Source organism: Pseudomonas fluorescens, assembly GCF_902498065.1.
GTDB lineage: Bacteria > Pseudomonadota > Gammaproteobacteria > Pseudomonadales > Pseudomonadaceae > Aquipseudomonas > Aquipseudomonas fluorescens_BJ.
The window spans coordinates 344,461-361,932 of the sequence record NZ_CABVIR010000003.1 but is presented as its reverse complement, the minus strand read 5'-3'; the positions used below and the strand labels follow the sequence as shown (position 1 = coordinate 361,932).

Annotated in this window: 17 protein-coding genes; 6 read left to right on the top strand and 11 right to left on the bottom strand. The window is 60.1% G+C overall.

The window, feature by feature from the left end; translation table 11 throughout:
• Positions 1-43: 43 nt before the first annotated feature.
• From F8N43_RS14430 to F8N43_RS14420, 3 genes are all read right to left on the bottom strand, one after another.
• Positions 44-973 carry an SdiA-regulated domain-containing protein gene (locus tag F8N43_RS14430; RefSeq protein ID WP_150638043.1) on the bottom strand — a complete coding sequence of 310 codons (930 nt, stop codon included), beginning with the start codon at positions 971-973 and terminating at the stop codon, positions 44-46.
• Positions 974-1,230: 257 nt separating this feature from the next.
• Positions 1,231-1,896, bottom strand: coding sequence for a fumarylacetoacetate hydrolase family protein (locus F8N43_RS14425; protein ID WP_150632143.1), 666 nt, complete (start codon positions 1,894-1,896; stop codon positions 1,231-1,233).
• 37 nt (positions 1,897-1,933) lie between these two features.
• Entirely contained in the window at positions 1,934-3,328 is a 1,395-nt protein-coding gene (locus F8N43_RS14420; RefSeq protein WP_150632142.1) for an FAD-binding oxidoreductase, read from the bottom strand.
• Positions 3,329-3,532: 204 nt separating this feature from the next.
• On the opposite strand from F8N43_RS14420, the gene serA reads away from it, so the two are divergent.
• Positions 3,533-4,762, top strand: a complete 1,230-nt coding sequence (serA, locus tag F8N43_RS14415; protein ID WP_150638045.1) for a phosphoglycerate dehydrogenase — start codon at positions 3,533-3,535, stop codon at positions 4,760-4,762.
• A gap of 62 nt (positions 4,763-4,824) precedes the next feature.
• Here the strand turns inward: serA and F8N43_RS14410 are convergent, their stop codons facing one another.
• Entirely contained in the window at positions 4,825-5,250 is a 426-nt protein-coding gene (locus tag F8N43_RS14410) for a DUF4399 domain-containing protein (RefSeq protein WP_150632140.1), read from the bottom strand.
• 135 nt (positions 5,251-5,385) lie between these two features.
• Here F8N43_RS14410 and F8N43_RS14405 point away from each other — a divergent pair, with 135 nt between their 5' ends.
• Positions 5,386-5,973 (top strand): transporter substrate-binding domain-containing protein, encoded by a 588-nt coding sequence (locus tag F8N43_RS14405; protein ID WP_150632139.1) that lies wholly within the window; start codon positions 5,386-5,388, stop codon positions 5,971-5,973.
• A 138-nt stretch (positions 5,974-6,111) separates the two neighbouring features.
• Here the strand turns inward: F8N43_RS14405 and F8N43_RS14395 are convergent, their stop codons facing one another.
• Positions 6,112-6,597, bottom strand: a complete 486-nt coding sequence (locus F8N43_RS14395; RefSeq protein ID WP_150632138.1) for a DUF523 domain-containing protein — start codon at positions 6,595-6,597, stop codon at positions 6,112-6,114.
• 2 nt (positions 6,598-6,599) lie between these two features.
• Entirely contained in the window at positions 6,600-7,232 is a 633-nt protein-coding gene (locus tag F8N43_RS14390; RefSeq protein ID WP_150632137.1) for a 2OG-Fe(II) oxygenase, read from the bottom strand.
• A gap of 108 nt (positions 7,233-7,340) precedes the next feature.
• Between F8N43_RS14390 and F8N43_RS14385 the strand changes: the two genes are divergently transcribed.
• Positions 7,341-8,093 (top strand): DUF2059 domain-containing protein, encoded by a 753-nt coding sequence (locus F8N43_RS14385; protein ID WP_150632136.1) that lies wholly within the window; start codon positions 7,341-7,343, stop codon positions 8,091-8,093.
• 129 nt (positions 8,094-8,222) lie between these two features.
• Here F8N43_RS14385 and F8N43_RS14380 read toward each other — a convergent pair whose 3' ends face one another.
• Positions 8,223-9,170 (bottom strand): alpha/beta hydrolase, encoded by a 948-nt coding sequence (locus tag F8N43_RS14380; RefSeq protein ID WP_150653947.1) that lies wholly within the window; start codon positions 9,168-9,170, stop codon positions 8,223-8,225.
• Between the two features lie 97 nt (positions 9,171-9,267).
• Between F8N43_RS14380 and F8N43_RS14375 the strand changes: the two genes are divergently transcribed.
• On the top strand, positions 9,268-9,849 hold the full coding sequence (locus tag F8N43_RS14375; RefSeq protein WP_150653946.1) for a DUF6436 domain-containing protein: 582 nt from the start codon (positions 9,268-9,270) through the stop codon (positions 9,847-9,849).
• A 114-nt stretch (positions 9,850-9,963) separates the two neighbouring features.
• Positions 9,964-12,375, top strand: a complete 2,412-nt coding sequence (locus F8N43_RS14370; protein ID WP_150653945.1) for a penicillin acylase family protein — start codon at positions 9,964-9,966, stop codon at positions 12,373-12,375.
• A 127-nt stretch (positions 12,376-12,502) separates the two neighbouring features.
• Here F8N43_RS14370 and F8N43_RS14365 read toward each other — a convergent pair whose 3' ends face one another.
• Positions 12,503-13,468 carry a GlxA family transcriptional regulator gene (locus tag F8N43_RS14365; protein ID WP_150632132.1) on the bottom strand — a complete coding sequence of 322 codons (966 nt, stop codon included), beginning with the start codon at positions 13,466-13,468 and terminating at the stop codon, positions 12,503-12,505.
• A gap of 238 nt (positions 13,469-13,706) precedes the next feature.
• On the opposite strand from F8N43_RS14365, the gene F8N43_RS14360 reads away from it, so the two are divergent.
• Positions 13,707-14,348 (top strand): HD domain-containing protein, encoded by a 642-nt coding sequence (locus F8N43_RS14360; protein WP_150638048.1) that lies wholly within the window; start codon positions 13,707-13,709, stop codon positions 14,346-14,348.
• 139 nt (positions 14,349-14,487) lie between these two features.
• Here F8N43_RS14360 and F8N43_RS14350 read toward each other — a convergent pair whose 3' ends face one another.
• Genes F8N43_RS14350 through F8N43_RS14340 form a run of 3 tightly spaced genes read right to left on the bottom strand, consistent with a single transcriptional unit; the run spans position 14,488 to position 17,437 of the window.
• Complete coding sequence (locus F8N43_RS14350) at positions 14,488-15,381, bottom strand: ABC transporter permease subunit (RefSeq protein ID WP_150632129.1); 894 nt, start codon at positions 15,379-15,381, stop codon at positions 14,488-14,490.
• The gene (locus F8N43_RS14345; RefSeq protein WP_191623697.1) at positions 15,378-16,259 is read right to left on the bottom strand and encodes an ABC transporter permease subunit; all 882 of its coding nucleotides are present in this window, start codon (positions 16,257-16,259) and stop codon (positions 15,378-15,380) included. The genes F8N43_RS14350 and F8N43_RS14345 overlap by 4 nt, the downstream gene beginning before the upstream one ends.
• Positions 16,260-16,294: 35 nt before the next feature.
• On the bottom strand, positions 16,295-17,437 hold the full coding sequence (locus F8N43_RS14340; RefSeq protein ID WP_111448387.1) for an ABC transporter ATP-binding protein: 1,143 nt from the start codon (positions 17,435-17,437) through the stop codon (positions 16,295-16,297).
• Positions 17,438-17,472: the final 35 nt, after the last annotated feature.

The following is a 17,472-nucleotide window of genomic DNA, read 5'->3' as shown; positions in this document are numbered from 1 at the left end:
CTGAGACTACAACCGAGTAAGGCGTTTCCTACAAAATCGCGAATCAGCGTTGCTTTTCGAAACGATAGAACAGATTCGGCTCGCTCACCATGTACAGCGTGCCAGTGTCGTCCATGGTCACGCCTTCGGCACGGGGAATGGTCTTCTTCAGGCCATTGAAGCCACCCAGCAAGGTCATGAAACTGACCTGCTCGCCCTTCTCGTCCAGCTCCAGCAGCAAGTGGGAGTCGGCGGACAGCACCAGCGTATGACCCGTGCGCGGATCGATGGCCAGGGCCGAGAGGTTGCGGATGTCCAGCTCATCACTGGCAAGCTTCTGCTTGTCGCCGGCGAGTGTCAGACCGTCGGCGCTTTTCCAGGTGAACAGCGCCGGTGGCCGCTCCTCACCCAGCAGCATTTGTTGATTGCGTGCATCCCAGACGACCGCTTCGAAGGCTTTGTTCTGGTCTTTCGACGGGCCGAGGTCGTACTTCGGGAAGTTGGCGATGTTCAGCTCACGGGTATCGGCGTCGACCTTGACGATGGTCAGCAAGTGCTCACGCTCATCGACGATGGCCAGCAGACCATTGCCCATGACCGTCACGGCTTCCGGATTGCTCCAGCCCACCAGTGGCATTTTGCGCAGCACGTCGCCCTGCAGGGTCAGCTCCACCAGGAACGGGTTCTTGCCCATGACCGAGAACAGGGTTTTGGTTTGAGGGTTATAGGCCAGGTCGGACGCTTCGTCCTTTTCCATCCCTGGCAATAGCTTGGCATCGATCACGGCCCGATAGTCCGGCAGCCAGATACTTTCCTGGCGTTCGGCCGGGCTTTCGAAGCGCTCCAGCACCCAGAGCACACCGCGGTCATCCCAATGCATCGCAAAAGCGAGGCCATACGCAGCGGCCGCGACCAGCAAAAGCCAGCCATACCAGCGCATGAAAAAGCGCGGGCGACGGGCAGTTTTAAGCGTGGGCAACGGTTGGGTGGCCATCAAGGGATGCGTTCCAGAAATTCAGGCTAAGGGTAATAGCACAATTGGGACCGGCTCAGACGCCGGATTCCGCGGAATTATCCAGACAAGATGTGAAAAAAACGGCAAATGGCGGGATTGCCCTTCTTCGGTCGACCACAAAAACCAGTGTGGGAGCGAGCCTGCTCGCGATGAGGCCGTGTCAGTCGACAAAGATGTTGAATGACAGACCGCCATCGCGAGCAAGCTCGCTCCCACAGGGTTCAGCGGTGTTTCGGTTAGCGGACGCTGCTGGTGAAGCTGCTGGCGCCTGGCAATTCGATGACCAGTTCATCACCGACATTCAGCGGACCGACGCCCACCGGGGTGCCAGTCAGAATCACATCACCGGCCTGCAGCGAGAAGCAGCCGGCCATGTGCTGGATCATCGGCACTATCGGGTTGAGCATCGCGCTGCTGTTGCCATCCTGGCGCACTTCGCCGTTGATGGTCAGGCGAATGCCGATATCGGTCAGGTCAGCAAAGGTGCTGCCGGACACGAACGGGGCAATCACTGCCGCACCGTCGAAGGACTTGGCGATTTCCCAAGGCAGGCCTTTGGACTTCAGCTCGGCCTGCTTGTCGCGCAAGGTCAGGTCCAGCGCCGGGGCGAAACCGGAGATCGCATCGAGTACTTCTTCACGGCTTGGCTTGGTCGACAAAGGCTTGCCGAGCAACACCGCGATTTCAGCCTCGTAATGTACTGAACCGCGCTCGGTCGGAATGCTGAAGCCGCCTTCCAGCGGCACGACGCAGCTGCCTGGCTTGATGAACAGCAGGGGCTCCGTTGGCACAGGGTTGTCCAGTTCCTTGGCGTGTTCGGCGTAGTTGCGGCCGATGCAGACCACTTTACCCAATGGAAAGTGGATACGCGTACCGTCGACATACTGGTGCTGATAGCTCATTGACCGACTCCTGGTTCGTAGCTCTTAAGTTCGAAAGTCAAACAGCGAAAATCTTGCCCGGGTTCATGATGCCGTTCGGGTCGAACACCGCTTTAACCGCTTTCATGTACTCGATCTCAACCGGCGAGCGGCTGTAGGTCAAGTAGTCACGCTTGGTCATGCCCACGCCGTGTTCGGCGGAAATCGAGCCGTTGTATTTCTCGACGGTCTCGAACACCCACTTGTTCACGGTCGCGCACTTGGCGAAGAACTCATCCTTGCTCAGGTTATCCGGCTTGAGGATGTTCAAGTGCAAGTTGCCGTCGCCAATGTGGCCGAACCAGACGATTTCGAAGTCCGGGTAGTGTTCGCCGACGATCGCGTCGATTTCCTTCAGGAACGCCGGGACTTTTGACACGGTGACCGAAATGTCGTTTTTGTACGGCGTCCAGTGGGAGATCGTTTCAGAGATGTATTCGCGCAGTTTCCAGAGGTTCTGCAACTGGGTTTCGCTCTGGCTCATCACGCCGTCCAGCACCCAACCCTGCTCGACGCAGTGTTCGAAGGTTTCCAGCGCGTGGTTGGCCACTTCTTCGGTGGTCGCTTCGAATTCCAGCAGCGCGTAGAACGGGCAGTCGGTTTCAAACGGCGCAGGTACGTCTCCGCGCCCCATGACCTTGGCCAGGGCTTTGTCGGAGAAGAATTCGAACGCGGTCAGGTCGAGTTTGCTCTGGAATGCGTGCAATACCGGCATGATCGAGTCGAAGTCGGTGGTACCCAGCACCATCGCGGTGAGGTTTTTCGGCGCACGGTCCAGGCGCATGGTCGCTTCGACCACAAAACCCAAGGTGCCTTCGGCGCCGATGAACAGCTGACGCAGGTCATAGCCGGTGGCGTTCTTGATCAGGTCGCGGTTCAATTCCAGCAGATCACCCTTGCCGGTGACCACCTTCATGCCGGCCACCCAGTTGCGGGTCATGCCGTAGCGAATAACCTTGATCCCGCCGGCATTGGTGCCGATATTGCCGCCAATCTGGCTCGAACCTGCAGAAGCGAAGTCCACCGGATAGTACAGGCCCTTTTCTTCGGCGACGTTCTGCAGGTGCTCGGTGACTACGCCCGGTTGGCATACCGCCGTGCGATCGGTGAGGTTTACGTCGAGAATCTGGTTCATGTAGTCGAAGGAGACGACGACTTCGCCATTGGCGGCCACCGCTGCGGCGGACAGCCCGGTACGCCCGCCGGACGGCACCAGCGCGACCTTGCGTTCATTGGCCCAGCGGACAATGGCCTGAACCTGTTCAGTGGTCTTGGGAAACACGATGGCGGTCGGGGCCGGGGCGAAGTGCTTGGTCCAATCCTTGCCATAAGCGTTCAGGGAGTCGGCATCGGTCAGCACCTTGCCAGGCTCAACCAGGGTCTTCAGCTCTTCAATCAAGGCAGGATTGGTCATCGACAGAACTCTCGAACAATTCATGGTCATCCTGAGAACGCTTCACGTCGCAGGAATGAGTGTTTAGCGGGGTGCGTATGCTAGCATACCGACCCCGCAGCATAGTGCCGAAAGGCAATTCTGCGGCGACGGCTTTCCTGCCGTCCGGGTCAGCGTCTGCTGGCTATTTCCTGCCATTTTTCTCCGGGATACAGGTTTACGCAGATGAGCAAGACTTCTCTCGATAAGAGCAAGATCAAGTTCCTTCTTCTCGAAGGCGTCCACCAATCGGCTGTCGACGTTCTCAAGTCGGCTGGCTACACCAGCATCGAGTACCTCACCGGTTCTCTGCCGGAAGCCCAGCTGAAGGAAAAGATCGCTGATGCTCACTTCATCGGCATTCGCTCCCGCACTCAACTGACCGAAGAGATCTTCGATCACGCGAAGAAGCTCGTGGCGGTAGGGTGTTTCTGCATCGGCACCAACCAGGTTGACCTGAACGCTGCCCGCGAACGCGGTATCGCGGTGTTCAACGCGCCGTACTCCAACACTCGCTCCGTTGCCGAGCTGGTGCTGGCCGAAGCGATTCTGTTGCTGCGCGGCATCCCTGAGAAGAACGCTTCCTGCCACCGTGGCGGCTGGATCAAGAGCGCAGCCAACTCCTTCGAAATCCGTGGCAAGAAGCTCGGCATCGTCGGTTACGGCTCGATCGGTACTCAATTGTCGGTCCTGGCTGAAGGCCTGGGCATGCAGGTGTACTTCTACGACACCGTGACCAAGCTGCCACTGGGCAACGCAACCCAGGTCGGCAACCTGCACGAGCTGCTGGGCATGTCCGACATTGTCACCCTGCACGTTCCGGAAACCGCTGCGACCCAGTGGATGATCGGCGAGAAAGAAATCCGCTCCATCAAGAAGGGCGGCATCCTGATCAACGCGGCTCGCGGCACCGTGGTCGAACTGGACGCCCTGGCGGACGCGATCAAGGACAAGCACCTGATCGGCGCGGCCATCGACGTATTCCCGGTGGAGCCACGCTCCAACGACGAAGAGTTCGAAAGCCCGCTGCGTGGCCTGGACAATGTGATCCTGACCCCGCACATCGGCGGCTCCACCGCGGAAGCGCAAGCCAACATCGGTCTGGAAGTGGCAGAGAAACTGGTCAAGTACAGCGACAACGGTACTTCGGTGTCGTCGGTGAACTTCCCGGAAGTGGCTTTGCCGGCTCACCCTGGCAAGCACCGTCTGCTGCACATCCACGAGAACATTCCGGGTGTGATGAGCGAGATCAACAAGGTCTTCGCCGAAAACGGCATCAACATTTCCGGTCAGTTCCTGCAGACCAACGAGAAAGTCGGTTACGTGGTGATCGACGTCGACGCCGATTACTCGGAAATCGCCCAAGAGAAGCTGCAGCACATCAACGGCACCATTCGTTGCCGTGTGTTGTTCTGATCGCGACTCGATCGACAAAAAAGGAGACCTTCGGGTCTCCTTTTTCATGGGCGCTACTAACGTTACTTGACGTTGACCGTGATCTTCTCAGAGACGATCGGCGGATCGAAGGCCATATGGTTCATGTCGCCCAACTCCAACTGCAAGGTGTGCTTGCCCGGTGTCAGCGTCAGCTCGGTTTCTGTCTGCGCCTTGCCAAAATGAACGTGATTGGCATCTGCCGGGATGACTGCACCTGCTGCGACTACATCCTTGGCATCGACCAACAAATGGTGGTGGCCAGTATTCTTGGTGGTATCGCCCGCTGGCGCCAACGCAACGTTCTCAACAGCGAATTTGATTTTGAACGTTTGCGGGACCGTCCCACCATCCTTAGGAGAAACGATGGACACTTCAGCACCCTTGGGTGCCGGCGTAGCCGCACTGGCCAGCACCGAAACGCCCATCAACAGGCCAGCCAATGCCGCTCGTGACATAAAGGTTTTCATTCTCTTCTCCAGTTTTTTCGTAAAATCCGCGTAGCCATGACAACTTCACGGCCTTTCGTTGTCGAAGGCACCGACAACCATAGCAAAGCGAGCCTGAACCAGCGCATCGCGATAAATGTATTCAAAGGAGTGACCATGCGCTTTTTGCCTGGCCTGATCTGTCTGCTACCCCTTTTGAGCCCTTTGGCTCATGCCGAACTGATTGACGATGTAAACGACCGCGGCGAATTGCGCATTGCCCTTGAGGCTAATACACCGCCCTTCAATTTCAAGGACGACGGCCAACTCAGTGGCTTCGAAGTCGAGTTGGGTCAACTGCTGGCCAATGAACTGGATGTGCGGGCCGACTTTGTCGTGACCGACTCCAGCGATCTGTTGACCGGCGTTGAAAGCGGCAAGTACGACATCGCCATCAATCACATAACAGAGACCCCGGCGCTCAAGGATCGTTTCGACTTCAGCGAACCTTACCTTCACACCGATGCGCATTTGATCGCGCAGAAAGACGAGCCGCCACGCTCCATCCTGTTGGTGCAGTCGCTGACGGAAGAAAAGCCCAAAGCAGCCCCGGCCGAGAACCTGGCAATTCCGTTTCAGAAGGGCAACCCGGCGTTTCATGCCAGCCTGGAGAATGCATTGCAGCGGATCAAGGCCGATGGGCGGCTGGAGGCATTGGAGAAAAAATGGTTCGAGGCGGAAACGAGCGTAGCGCCGAACCCCTGACTCACTCATAACCTGAAGTGACAAAAAACCTGTGGGAGCGGGCTTGCCCGCGATGGCGGTCTTACATTCAACATTGATGTTGGATGTTATGGCCTCATCGCGGGCAAGCCCGCTCCCACATTGGTTTTGTGACGGGCGTTAGTCCAGGGTTGTCAGCGCTGCCGCCGCTTGAGGCAACTCCAGTTCGCTGAAAACTTGCACACCATGGCGCTTGAGCAACGCCGCTGTCACGCCTTCACCGCTGACCTTCACACCACTGAACGTGCCGTCATAGGTCAACAGGTTGCCGCAGGATGGGCTGTTGGCCTTGAGCACGGCGATGCGGATGTCGTGTTTCTGCACCAGCTCCAGCGCCTGAAAAGCCCCCGAAAGAAACTGCGCGCTGACATCCTCGCCGTCGGTGGTGATCACCGCGGCCTGCCCCTCCAGCACTTCACCACCCTGCCCGCCCGGGATTTCCGCCGCCGCGCGTGGCGTCGGCAAGCCACCGGCAACTTCCGGACACAACGGCACGACCCGACCTTCGTCGAGCCACTGTTGAAGCTGATCGAACGGCCCGCTGGCCCCGCCGTCGTAACGCACGCGATGGCCGAGCAGGCAGCGGCTTACCAGAATTTTCTGCATGATCAGAACGGCTCGTTGCCACGGCGCCGGAACCAGCCGGTCAACGACAGGCGATCCCGCGTCGCGGGCAGGACTTCGTGGGGCACTTCGCCCGACAGGAACACCACCAGGCATCCGCCGGTGGGCACCACATCGTATTCGACGCCTTCCTTGAGGTACATGCGCAACTGACCGCCGTGTTCCGGCAGCCAGGCGTCGTTGAGGTAAACCACCGCCGAGACCATGCGTCGATCATCGTCGCGGAAGCGGTCGACATGCTTGAGGTAGAAAGCGCCGGGCGGGTACAGCGCGAAATGGCTTTCGAAGTCTTCAAGGCCCAAATACAACCCGCGATTCATCGCCTCGCGCAGGCTGTCCATCAGCTGCAGATAGCTGTCGCACGCCAGAGCCTGACCCGGTTCGATCCACTGGATTCGGTCACCGCGAATCCCCTCGCGAATCTCCGATGTCGGCCCGCGCCCCACGGCGGCCGGGGCCAATTCACCCTCGGCAGCACGTTTACGGCACTCAGCCGCCAGTTCTTGGGTCAGACCCAAAGGCAGGAAAATATTCTGCTGCGACCAGCCGTGTTCAGCCAGGTCGTCGACGATACGTAACAGCAGCGGGTGATCAGAGGGTATTGGCATGGCGCGCATAGTATTCCTGTGCCGGAAAATCCGACAGAGCCACGCGGCGGCTTGATACGAATTCTCGACAAGTCCGTATGCCGCACGGAGAATAGTCGCCTGCTGACAGGAGTCCCTATGCGCCGTTTGCTTTTCTCACTGCTGATGTTCTGCGTTTTGCCCGCTTGGGCAGACGGCCACGACCAGTTGTACAAGGTCGCCGGCTGGCCAGAACAACGCGCGCATTTCAGCGATGCCCTTTCAGCCGCTCAACAGCGTTACCAGAACAGTCTGCCACCCGCCGTGTTCCAGGCGCTGGTGAACAACAGCAATCAGCGCTTTGCCCCGCAAGCGGTGGACCAGCGCGCCGAAGCGCAACTGCGTAAAACCCTCGCCGATCCGAAGCCTGCACTAACCTTCTTCCAGTCGCCGCTGGGCAAGAAAATCGTGGCTGCCGAGTTGCTGGCAACCCGTCGTGATCAGTTGGCGAAGAACGCCAAAGGCCTGCCGAAGATTGAGGCCAGCGACAGCCGTACGCTGATCATCGGCCACCTCGCCCAGGCCTTGCCCGCGCGCGAGGCCGGCGCGGAAGTCAGCCTGGCGATTGCCGGTGTCGCGGCCGACAGCCTGAGCTCGATGATCCCCGGCCTGCTCGGTGGCGGTCAGGCGCAGGGGTTGTTGAACGGTCAGCGTCAGCGCTTGATGGACCAGATCGGCAGCGACCTCAACAACACCTTGTTGTATGTCTATCGCGACCTGTCGGATAACGAGCTTGAGGAGTTTGCTACCTTTGCCGAGTCGGCGGAAGGCAAGGCGTATTACCAGGCGGCGCTGGCAGCGATTCGGGCGGGGTTGGCGGTGGGGCAGAATCCTTCGAATCCTAGCCAGTAATCTTCGGCGTCAGATAGGCCTTCATCGCGAGCAGGCTCGCTCCCACAGGTTTTGTATCGATCACAAAATGGTGGCATAACACCAATCACTGTGGGAGCGAGCCTGCTCGCGATGAGGCCCGAAAACTCGCTAAAGATTCCGGCCTTTGATCCGCTTGCTCAAAAACCCGAAATACTCCCCGCGTAACGCCACGGTCTCATTCGCCAAATGATGCCGCGCCTCAGGCAACATCAACACTTGCGGCCGATCGAACTTGGCTTTCAACACCTCAAGGTTGTGCTGCCAATCCACTGTCATGTCTGCCTGCCCTTGCACGATCAGTGGCCGCCGAGTGCTGTCCGGCGCGGCTTCGATGCGTTTGATCCAGCGCGCCAGCGCGCCGACCCAAGCCGTGGGCAAGCGCAACGGTTGCAGCGGGTCGGCTTGCAGGAACGGCAGGAAATCCGGGTCGTTGGAGTTTTCGCTGAAGCGTCGGGCGATGGCTTTGACGAACGGCCTGAGCAGGTAATAACTGAGCTGTGACCAGCCCCAGGCCCGCGGCCTCACCAGCGGCGACAACAGGATCACCTGACCCTGTGCCGGACTGCTCGTCCCGGCGTAGAGCACATGGTCGATCACGATGGCGCCACCGGTGCTCTGCCCGCACAGGTGCCACGGCTGCGGCAGATCGAGGGATTTCGCCTCGGCGAACAACCCTTGCAGCGTGTCCTGATACTCCGCGAAATCCTTGATGCTCGCCCGTTCGCCGCTGGACAGACCATGCCCCGGCAAGTCGCAGGCGATCACCGCAAAATCCTGATCCAGCGCCCACTCGATCACATGCCGGTAAAGCCCGGTGTGATCGTAGAAACCGTGAAACACGAACAACGTCGCCTTTGCCCGCTCCGGCCACCACACCTGGCTGACCACGTCATAAGCATCCACCTCAAAACGTCCAAGGCCTCTGCGTAGCTGACGCGCCGGAAAATCCAGACCGTAGAACCGCTGATACGCCTGCGCCTCCACGGACAGCGGCTGCCACTCGGCCAAAGGCCGCAGGCTGGCACGCAAATGATCAGGGGCGAAAGTGGCAGACATGGGCAATTCCAGAGCACGAAGCGGACTTTGTAAGCCTGCGATATTCATCTGTCGCGGCAAGCATGGCAAGCTGGGCGACCTTCGAGGATCGACACCCATGCGTTCGCCCTACCGCACCCCACTGCTTGCCTGCCTGCTCACCCTCGTGTGCGCCGGTGTTTTGTGGGCCGCTTACGACTGGTTTCAAGGACGCTACCTGCGGGCGTTCAGCGAGCACACGGCGGTGTTTTCCGGCGACCCATTGCACCTGCCCGACAACCTCGCCAGCCCCGGCGCCATTCGCCTGGTGCATTTCTGGGACCCGGCCTGCCCGTGCAACGTCGGCAATCAGCAACACCTGAGCGAACTGGTCGAGCAGTACGGGCCGCAGGGCGTCGAGTTTTATGCGGTACAAAAACCCGGCAGCCACGGCCAGTTGCCGAGCACCCTGAGCAGCCTGAAAACCATCAGCGTCCTCCCAGGCTCGGAACAAATCCCCGCCAGCCCGGCCGTGGCGATCTGGGACCGCAGCGGCAAACTCGCCTACTTCGGCCCTTACAGCGAAGGCCTGACCTGCAATTCGAACAACAGCTTTATCGAGCCTATCCTGCAAGCGTTAAACGCGGGGCGCGCGGTGAATGCCACGCACACATTGGCGGTCGGGTGTTACTGCCCGTGGCCGGTCGATACGACGAAGTAGGGACAAACACGGCAACAAGAATCCCTCCTACGGGTGATGGGCCGATGTGGCGGCTCGTGTTAAACAGTGACGCCAGGGAATTGCTGCCACTCATAACAAGAACAAGGAATCTCCATGAAACGTCTCCTGACTGCGCTTGCTCTGCTGATTGTCGTGCTCGCCGCCGGCGCCGGCTGGTACGTCTACAGCAAGCAGCCGACACGCCAGGGCATGGTTGAACTGCAACACCTGCAAGGCTCCGTCACCGTCCGTTACGACGAGCGCGGCATCCCGCACATCCGCGCCGAAAACGAAACCGACCTGTACCGCGCCCTCGGCTATGTGCACGCCCAGGATCGGCTGTTCCAGATGGAAGTCCTGCGCCGCCTCGCCCGCGGGGAACTGGCCGAAGTACTGGGCCCGAAACTGCTCGACACCGACAAACTGATGCGCAGCCTGCGCATTCGCGAGCGCGCCGAAACCTACCTGGCGAATATGGACAAACAGTCGCCGGCCTTCATTGCCATGCAAGCCTATCTGGACGGCATCAACCAGTATCAGGACAGCCATGCAAAACCTGCGGAATTCGATGTCCTGGGCATTCCAAAGCGCCCGTTCACCGCGCAGGACACCATCAGCATCGCCGGTTACATGGCCTACAGTTTTGCCGCGGCGTTTCGCACTGAACCGTTGCTGACGTACGTGCGCGACCAGTTGGGCGCCGAGTACCTGAACGTCTTCGATCTCGACTGGCAGCCCAAAGGCGTTCTGGCGAACAACCGCAGCAGCACCCCACCGCCCCTCGCCAGCGCCGACTGGAAAGACCTCAATGCCCTCGCCCGCCTGAGCGAACAGGCCCTGGCGGACAACGGTTTGCCGCAATTCGAGGGCAGCAACGCCTGGGTCGTCGCGGGCAATCGGACCAAAAGCGGCAAGCCGCTGCTGGCCGGTGATCCGCATATCCGCTTTTCCGCGCCGGCGGTGTGGTACGAAGCGCAACTTTCGGCGCCGGGCTTCGAGCTCTACGGCCACTATCAGGCGTTGATGCCCTTTGCCTCGCTGGGGATGAACCGCGACTTCGGCTGGAGCATCACCATGTTCCAGAACGACGACCTCGACCTGATCGCCGAGAAGGTCAACCCGGACAACGCCAACCAGGTCTGGTATCGCGGCAAGTGGGTGGACATGGTCACCAGCGAACAGCAGATCGCGGTCAAGGGTCAGCCGCCGGTGAAGTTGCTGCTGCGCCAGTCGCCGCACGGGCCGATCGTCAACGATGCGCTGGGCAACAGCGTCGGCAAAACACCCATCGCCATGTGGTGGGGGTTTCTCGAAAGCCAGAACCCGATCCTTGAAGGCTTCTACCAGCTCAACCGTGCCGACACCCTGGCCAAGGCGCGCAGTGCCGCCGCCAAGGTCCAGGCGCCGGGCCTGAACATCGTCTGGGCCAACGCCAAGGGCGACATCGGCTGGTGGGCGGCGGCGCAACTGCCGAAACGTCCGTCGGGTGTGCGGCCGTGGTTCATCCTCGACGGCAGCAGTGCCGAAGCGGACAAGGACGGCTTCTACCCGTTCAGCGCCAACCCGCAGGAAGAGAACCCGGCGCGGGGCTACATTGTCTCGGCCAACTTCCAGCCCGTGTCGCCGACCGGCATCGAGATTCCCGGTTACTACAACCTCGCCGATCGTGGTCAGCAGCTCAATCGCCAGCTCGGCGACAAGTCCGTGAAGTGGGATCTGGAGGCCAGCCAGAATCTGCAACTGGGCACTACCACCGCCTACGGCCCGCGTTTGCTCGCGCCGTTGTTACCGGTGCTGCGTGAGGTGGTGAGCGATCCGGCCGAACTGAAACTGGTGGAACAACTGGCCCAGTGGACCGGCGATTACCCGCTGGATTCCACCAGCGCCACGCTGTTCAACCAGTTCCTGTTCAACCTGGCTGACGCGACGATGCACGATGAACTGGGCAACGATTTTTTCGAGACGTTGCTGTCGACTCGGGTGATCGACGCTGCGCTGCCGCGTCTGGCGGCGAACGCTGACTCGCCATGGTGGGACAACCGCAACACCCTCGGCAAGGAAACCCGTGCCGACACGGTCAAGGTGGCGTGGCAAGCGAGCCTCACCCACCTCAAGAGCACGCTGGGTGCGGATTTCACGCAATGGCAGTGGGGAAAGGCGCACACGCTGACCCATGGTCATCCGCTGGGGCAGCAGAAGCCGTTGGACCGGATTTTCAATGTCGGGCCGTTCGCGGCGCCGGGCACGCACGAGGTGCCGAACAACCTCTCGGCCAAGATCGGCCCCGCGCCATGGCCGGTGACTTATGGGCCGTCGACCCGACGCCTGATCGACTTCGCCGACCCGGCGCACAGCCTGACCGTCAACCCGGTGGGCCAGAGTGGTGTGCCGTTTGACCGGCACTTTGAGGATCAGGCGGAAGCGTATATCGAAGGGGTGTACTTCCAGGCGCATCTCAATGATGAGGAAGTGTCGGCGAATACGCGCAGTACGTTGAAGCTGTTGCCGGCGCGCAGTGCTCAGTAGATTTGTACTGACTGAACTGACCTCATCGCTAGCTGGCTAGCTCCCACAGTGGTCCTGTGCACGCAGCTCCATTGTGGGAGCTAGCCTGCTAGCGATGAGGCCCGAGAGAACAACACAACTGCATGACTCAAACCATCGCCGCAAAATTCAACCTGAACTGCTGCGGCGTCACCCCCAACCGGCGATTGAACACGCTGCGCATATGCTGGGCATCGCGAAACCCGCACTGATACGCCACCGTCTTCAACGGCGCGACGGTGCTTTCGAGCATCACCCGCGCCGCATCCACCCTCGCCCGCTCGACGAATTCCGCCGGGGTGATTTTCGCCTCTTTGGCAAACACCCGGGAAAAGTTGCGGGCGCTCATGTTCGCAGCGTTAGCCAGGTCGGCGATGGTCAGGTCGCCCGTCAGGTTGGCCAGCACGTAATGCTGAACCATCGCCACCGCCGACGTCGGCTCGGCGTGGGGCGTGAGGAACGGACTGAACTGCGATTGCCCGCCCGAGCGCTGCGTGAACACCACCAGACGCTTGGCCACGCTGAGCGCCACTTCCGGCCCATGATCACGGGCCAACAAGTACAACGACAGATCGATCCCCGCCGTGACCCCGGCCGAGGTGTAGAGCTCGCCATCCTGCACGTACAACCGATCCGCTTCGACCCGCGTCGAAGGGCACAACGCCGCGAGCGCAGCGGCATCGCCCCAATGAGTCGTCACCGTCCGTCCCTCGAGCAATCCTGCTCGGGCGAGCATGAACGCACCGTTGCAGATCGAGCCGAATCGTTGCGCCAACGCGCTGGCATCACGCAGCCAGGCATCGAAGGCAGGGCCGAAATTCATGAACGGCAGCTGCGGACCGCCGGCCACCAGCAACAAGTCGTACACCCCCAGCGCCTCGCTGAAATGCCGATGGGCGTTGAGCGACAAACCGTTGGAACAGGGCATCACTCCACGTTCGACGCCAATCACCTCCAGCCGATAGTGATCTTCCGGTGCCAGGAAACGATTGGCCTCGGAAAACACATCCATGGGGCCGGTGACATCCAGGGACTGAACGCCGGCGAAGACCACGATGGCAACGGTTTTACTCATGGCAAGAACGCCCTCAATGACACCGAATGCACGCAACCTTTGTAGGAGCCAGCTTGCTGGCTCCTACAGGTGTGCGCAGGACTCCAACCGTAGCCAATCCACGCCCAACAAGCGAGGTTGGCGCGATATGCATGCTCATTGGCAAGGATTGCAGCCATGGATCGATTGTCCGGTTTTGCGGTGGGGAACAGACTTGTTTCATCAGCGCCGCCACGGCGTTCCCCATGAGGACAGCACCATGAGCAGCACCATCGCCGGTATCAAAATCCCTGACAGCGCACTGGCCCGGGCCACCACGGAATACATTCGCGACGTCGAATCCGACCTGCTTTACCACCACTCGCGCCGGGTGTTTCTATTCGGCGCGTTGAGCGGCGAACGCAAGCAACTGGCCTACAACCCGGAGCTGTTGTACGTCGGCGCGATGTTCCATGACCTGGGTCTGGTGGAAGGTCATCGCACGGATGAAGAGCGCTTCGAAGTCGATAGCGCCAATGCCGCCAAAGCGTTTCTCAAACCTTATGGACTCAGCGACGACGATGTCGAGCAGGTGTGGTTGTCGATTGCCCTGCACACCACTCCGGGCGTGCCGCAACACCTGCGCCCTAACGTCGCGCTGGTCACCGCCGGGGTTGAAATGGACGTGCTGGGTATCGACTACGCCGCGTTCCCCACCGTGCAGCGTGAGGCGGTGGTGCATGCGCATCCACGGGGTGAAGGGTTCAAGGAATGCATTTTGTGTGCGTTCGCCAACGGCTTCAAACACAAGCCGGACACCACGTTCGGTACGGTGAATGCGGATGTGCTGGTGGACAGTGAGCCAGGGTTCAAGCCGATGAACTTCGTCGAGATCATCCGCAAGTCGCCTTGGGTTTCCTGAACATCAAAAAACCTGTGGGAGCGAGCTTGCTCGCGATGAGGCCATCACGATCAACATCAATGTTGAATGACAGTCCGCTATCGCGAGCAAGCTCGCTCCCACATGGGATCTGGAGTGGCCACTTATTCGTGGCCAACCCTCAAGCCGCTTCCGGCGCCTGCTGTGCGCGACGCACGTCCGGTTGCTTCCACGAATCCGCAGCGCTTTCTTCGATGGCCTGCTGAATCGCACGCTTGCGGCTTTCTTCGGCGCGACGGCTGAAGAACCAGACCAGGAAGGTCATCAGCGACACCGCCAGCAGAATCAGACTGGCCACAGCGTTGATCTCGGGCTTCACGCCCAGACGCACCGCCGAGAACACTTCCATCGGCAAGGTCGTCGACCCCGGACCCGACACGAAGCTGGCCAACACCAGGTCATCCAGCGACAGGGCGAACGACATCATGCCGCCCGCGCCCAGCGACGGGGCGATCATCGGGATGGTGATCAGGAAGAACACCTTCCACGGCCGCGCGCCAAGGTCCATGGCCGCTTCTTCGATGGACAGGTCCAGCTCACGCAAGCGCGCCGACACCACCACCGCCACATACGCCGCACAGAACGTGGTATGGGCGATCCAGATGGTGACGATGCCGCGTTCCTGTGGCCAACCGATCATCTGCGCCATGGCCACGAACAGCAGCAACAGCGACAGACCGGTGATCACTTCGGGCATGACCAGCGGCGCGGTGACCAGGCCGCCGAACAGCGTGCGGCCCTTGAAGTGGGTGATACGGGTCAGGACGAACGCCGCCAATGTCCCCAGCGCCACCGCCGCAATCGCGGTGTAGCAGGCGATTTCCAGCGAACGCACCACCGAGCCCATCAGTTGGGTGTTGTCCATCAGGCCGACGTACCACTTGATCGACCAGCCGCCCCACACCGTCACCAGTTTCGAGGCGTTGAACGAGTAGATCACCAGGATCAGCATCGGCGCGTAGATAAACAGCAAGCCCGCGATCAGCATGAAACTCGAGAAACGGAAGCGCTTCATTCTTTACCCTCCATTTCCTTGGCCTGACTGCGGTTGAACAGGATGATCGGCACAATCAGGATCGCCAGCATCACCACCGCCAGGGCAGACGCCACCGGCCAGTCGCGGTTGTTGAAGAATTCTTGCCAGAGCACTTTACCGATCATCAGAGTTTCCGGACCGCCGAGCAGTTCCGGGATCACGAACTCGCCCACCACCGGAATGAACACCAGCATGCAACCGGCGACGATACCGTTCTTGGACAGCGGAATGGTGATCTTCCAGAAGCTGTTGAACGTGCTTGAACCGAGGTCGGACGCCGCTTCCAGCAGACTGCTGTCGTGCTTCACCAGGTTGGCGTAGAGCGGCAGGATCATGAACGGCAGGTACGAATAAACCACGCCGATATACACGGCCAGGTTGGTGTTGAGGATCTGCAGCGGCTCGTCGATCCAGCCCATGGTCATCAGGAAACCGTTGAGCAGACCGTTGTTGCTGAGGATGCCCATCCACGCATAAACGCGGATCAGGATCGCGGTCCAGGTCGGCATCATGATCAGCAGCACCAGCACCGTTTGCATCTCTTTACGGGCACTGGCAATGGCGTAGGCCATCGGATAACCGATCAGCAGGCAGAGGGTGGTACTGATCAGCGCCATCTTCAACGAACCGAGGTAGGCAGCGATGTACAACTCGTCGCCGGCCAGCATCGCGTAGTTGCCGAGGTTGAGTAGCACCTGCAGCTTCTGGTCAACGAAGTTGTAGATCTCGGTGTACGGCGGAATGGCCACGTCGGCTTCGGCGAAGCTGATCTTCAGGACGATGAAGAACGGCAGCATGAAGAACAGGAACAGCCAGATGAACGGAACCCCGATGACCAGCTGACGGCCACCGGGAATTATTCGGTTGAGGCGGCGTTTGAATTTGCGCATGTTCATGAGCGAAGTACCACGCCGCTGTCGTCTTCCCAATACACGTAAACCTGGTCACCCCAGGTTGGGCGCTGACCGCGGCGCTCGGCGTTGGCGACAAACGACTGGACGATCTTGCCGCTCGGCAATTCGACGTAGAACACCGAGTGACCGCCAAGGTAGGCGATGTCATGCACCTTGCCGCTGGACCAGTTGTATTCGCAGGTCGGCATGGTCGGGGTCACCAGCAGTTTTTCCGGACGGATCGCGTAGGTCACGGATTTGTCCTGCACCGAGGTGCTGATGCCGTGGCCCACGTAGATCTGCCGGTCCAGGTCCTTGCAGGTGATGATGGCGTGGCCTTCGGCGTCGTCGATCACTTCACCGTCGAAGATGTTGACGTTGCCGATGAATTCGCAGACCAGGCGGCTGGTCGGGGTTTCGTAGATGTCGATCGGGCTGCCGATCTGGGCGATCCAGCCCAGGTGCATGATCGCGATGCGCTCGGCCATGGTCATGGCCTCTTCCTGATCGTGGGTCACCATGACGCAGGTTACGCCGACGCGCTCGATGATCTCGACCAGCTCCAGCTGCATCTGCGAACGCAGCTTCTTGTCCAGCGCACCCATCGGTTCGTCGAGCAGCAACAGCTTCGGCCGCTTGGCCAGCGAACGCGCCAGGGCAACACGCTGACGCTGGCCACCGGACAACTGATGCGGCTTGCGCTTGGCGTACTGCGTCATCTGCACCAGCTTGAGCATGTCCGCGACACGGGCATCGACTTCAGCGGCGGGGATTTTGTCCTGCTTGAGACCGAAGGCGATGTTCTGCGCCACGGTCATATGCGGGAACAAGGCATAGGACTGGAACATCATGTTGATCGGCCGCTCGTACGGCGGCATGTCGGTGATGTCTACGCCATCGAGGAAAATGCGCCCCTCCGTGGGCCGTTCGAAGCCTGCGAGCATGCGCAGCAACGTGGACTTGCCCGATCCCGAACCGCCGAGCAGGGCGAAAATCTCGCCTTTCTTGATTTCCAGGGACACATCGTCCACGGCAATCGTCTCGTCGAACTTCTTCGTGACCCGGTCGATTTTGACCAGCACCTGTTTAGGTGACTGGTCGCCCTCGAGGGCTTTCTTATAGGCGCCGGAGGCAACTGCCATTTACGAAACTCCCAGAAAAAAAGAGTGCAGTTCGC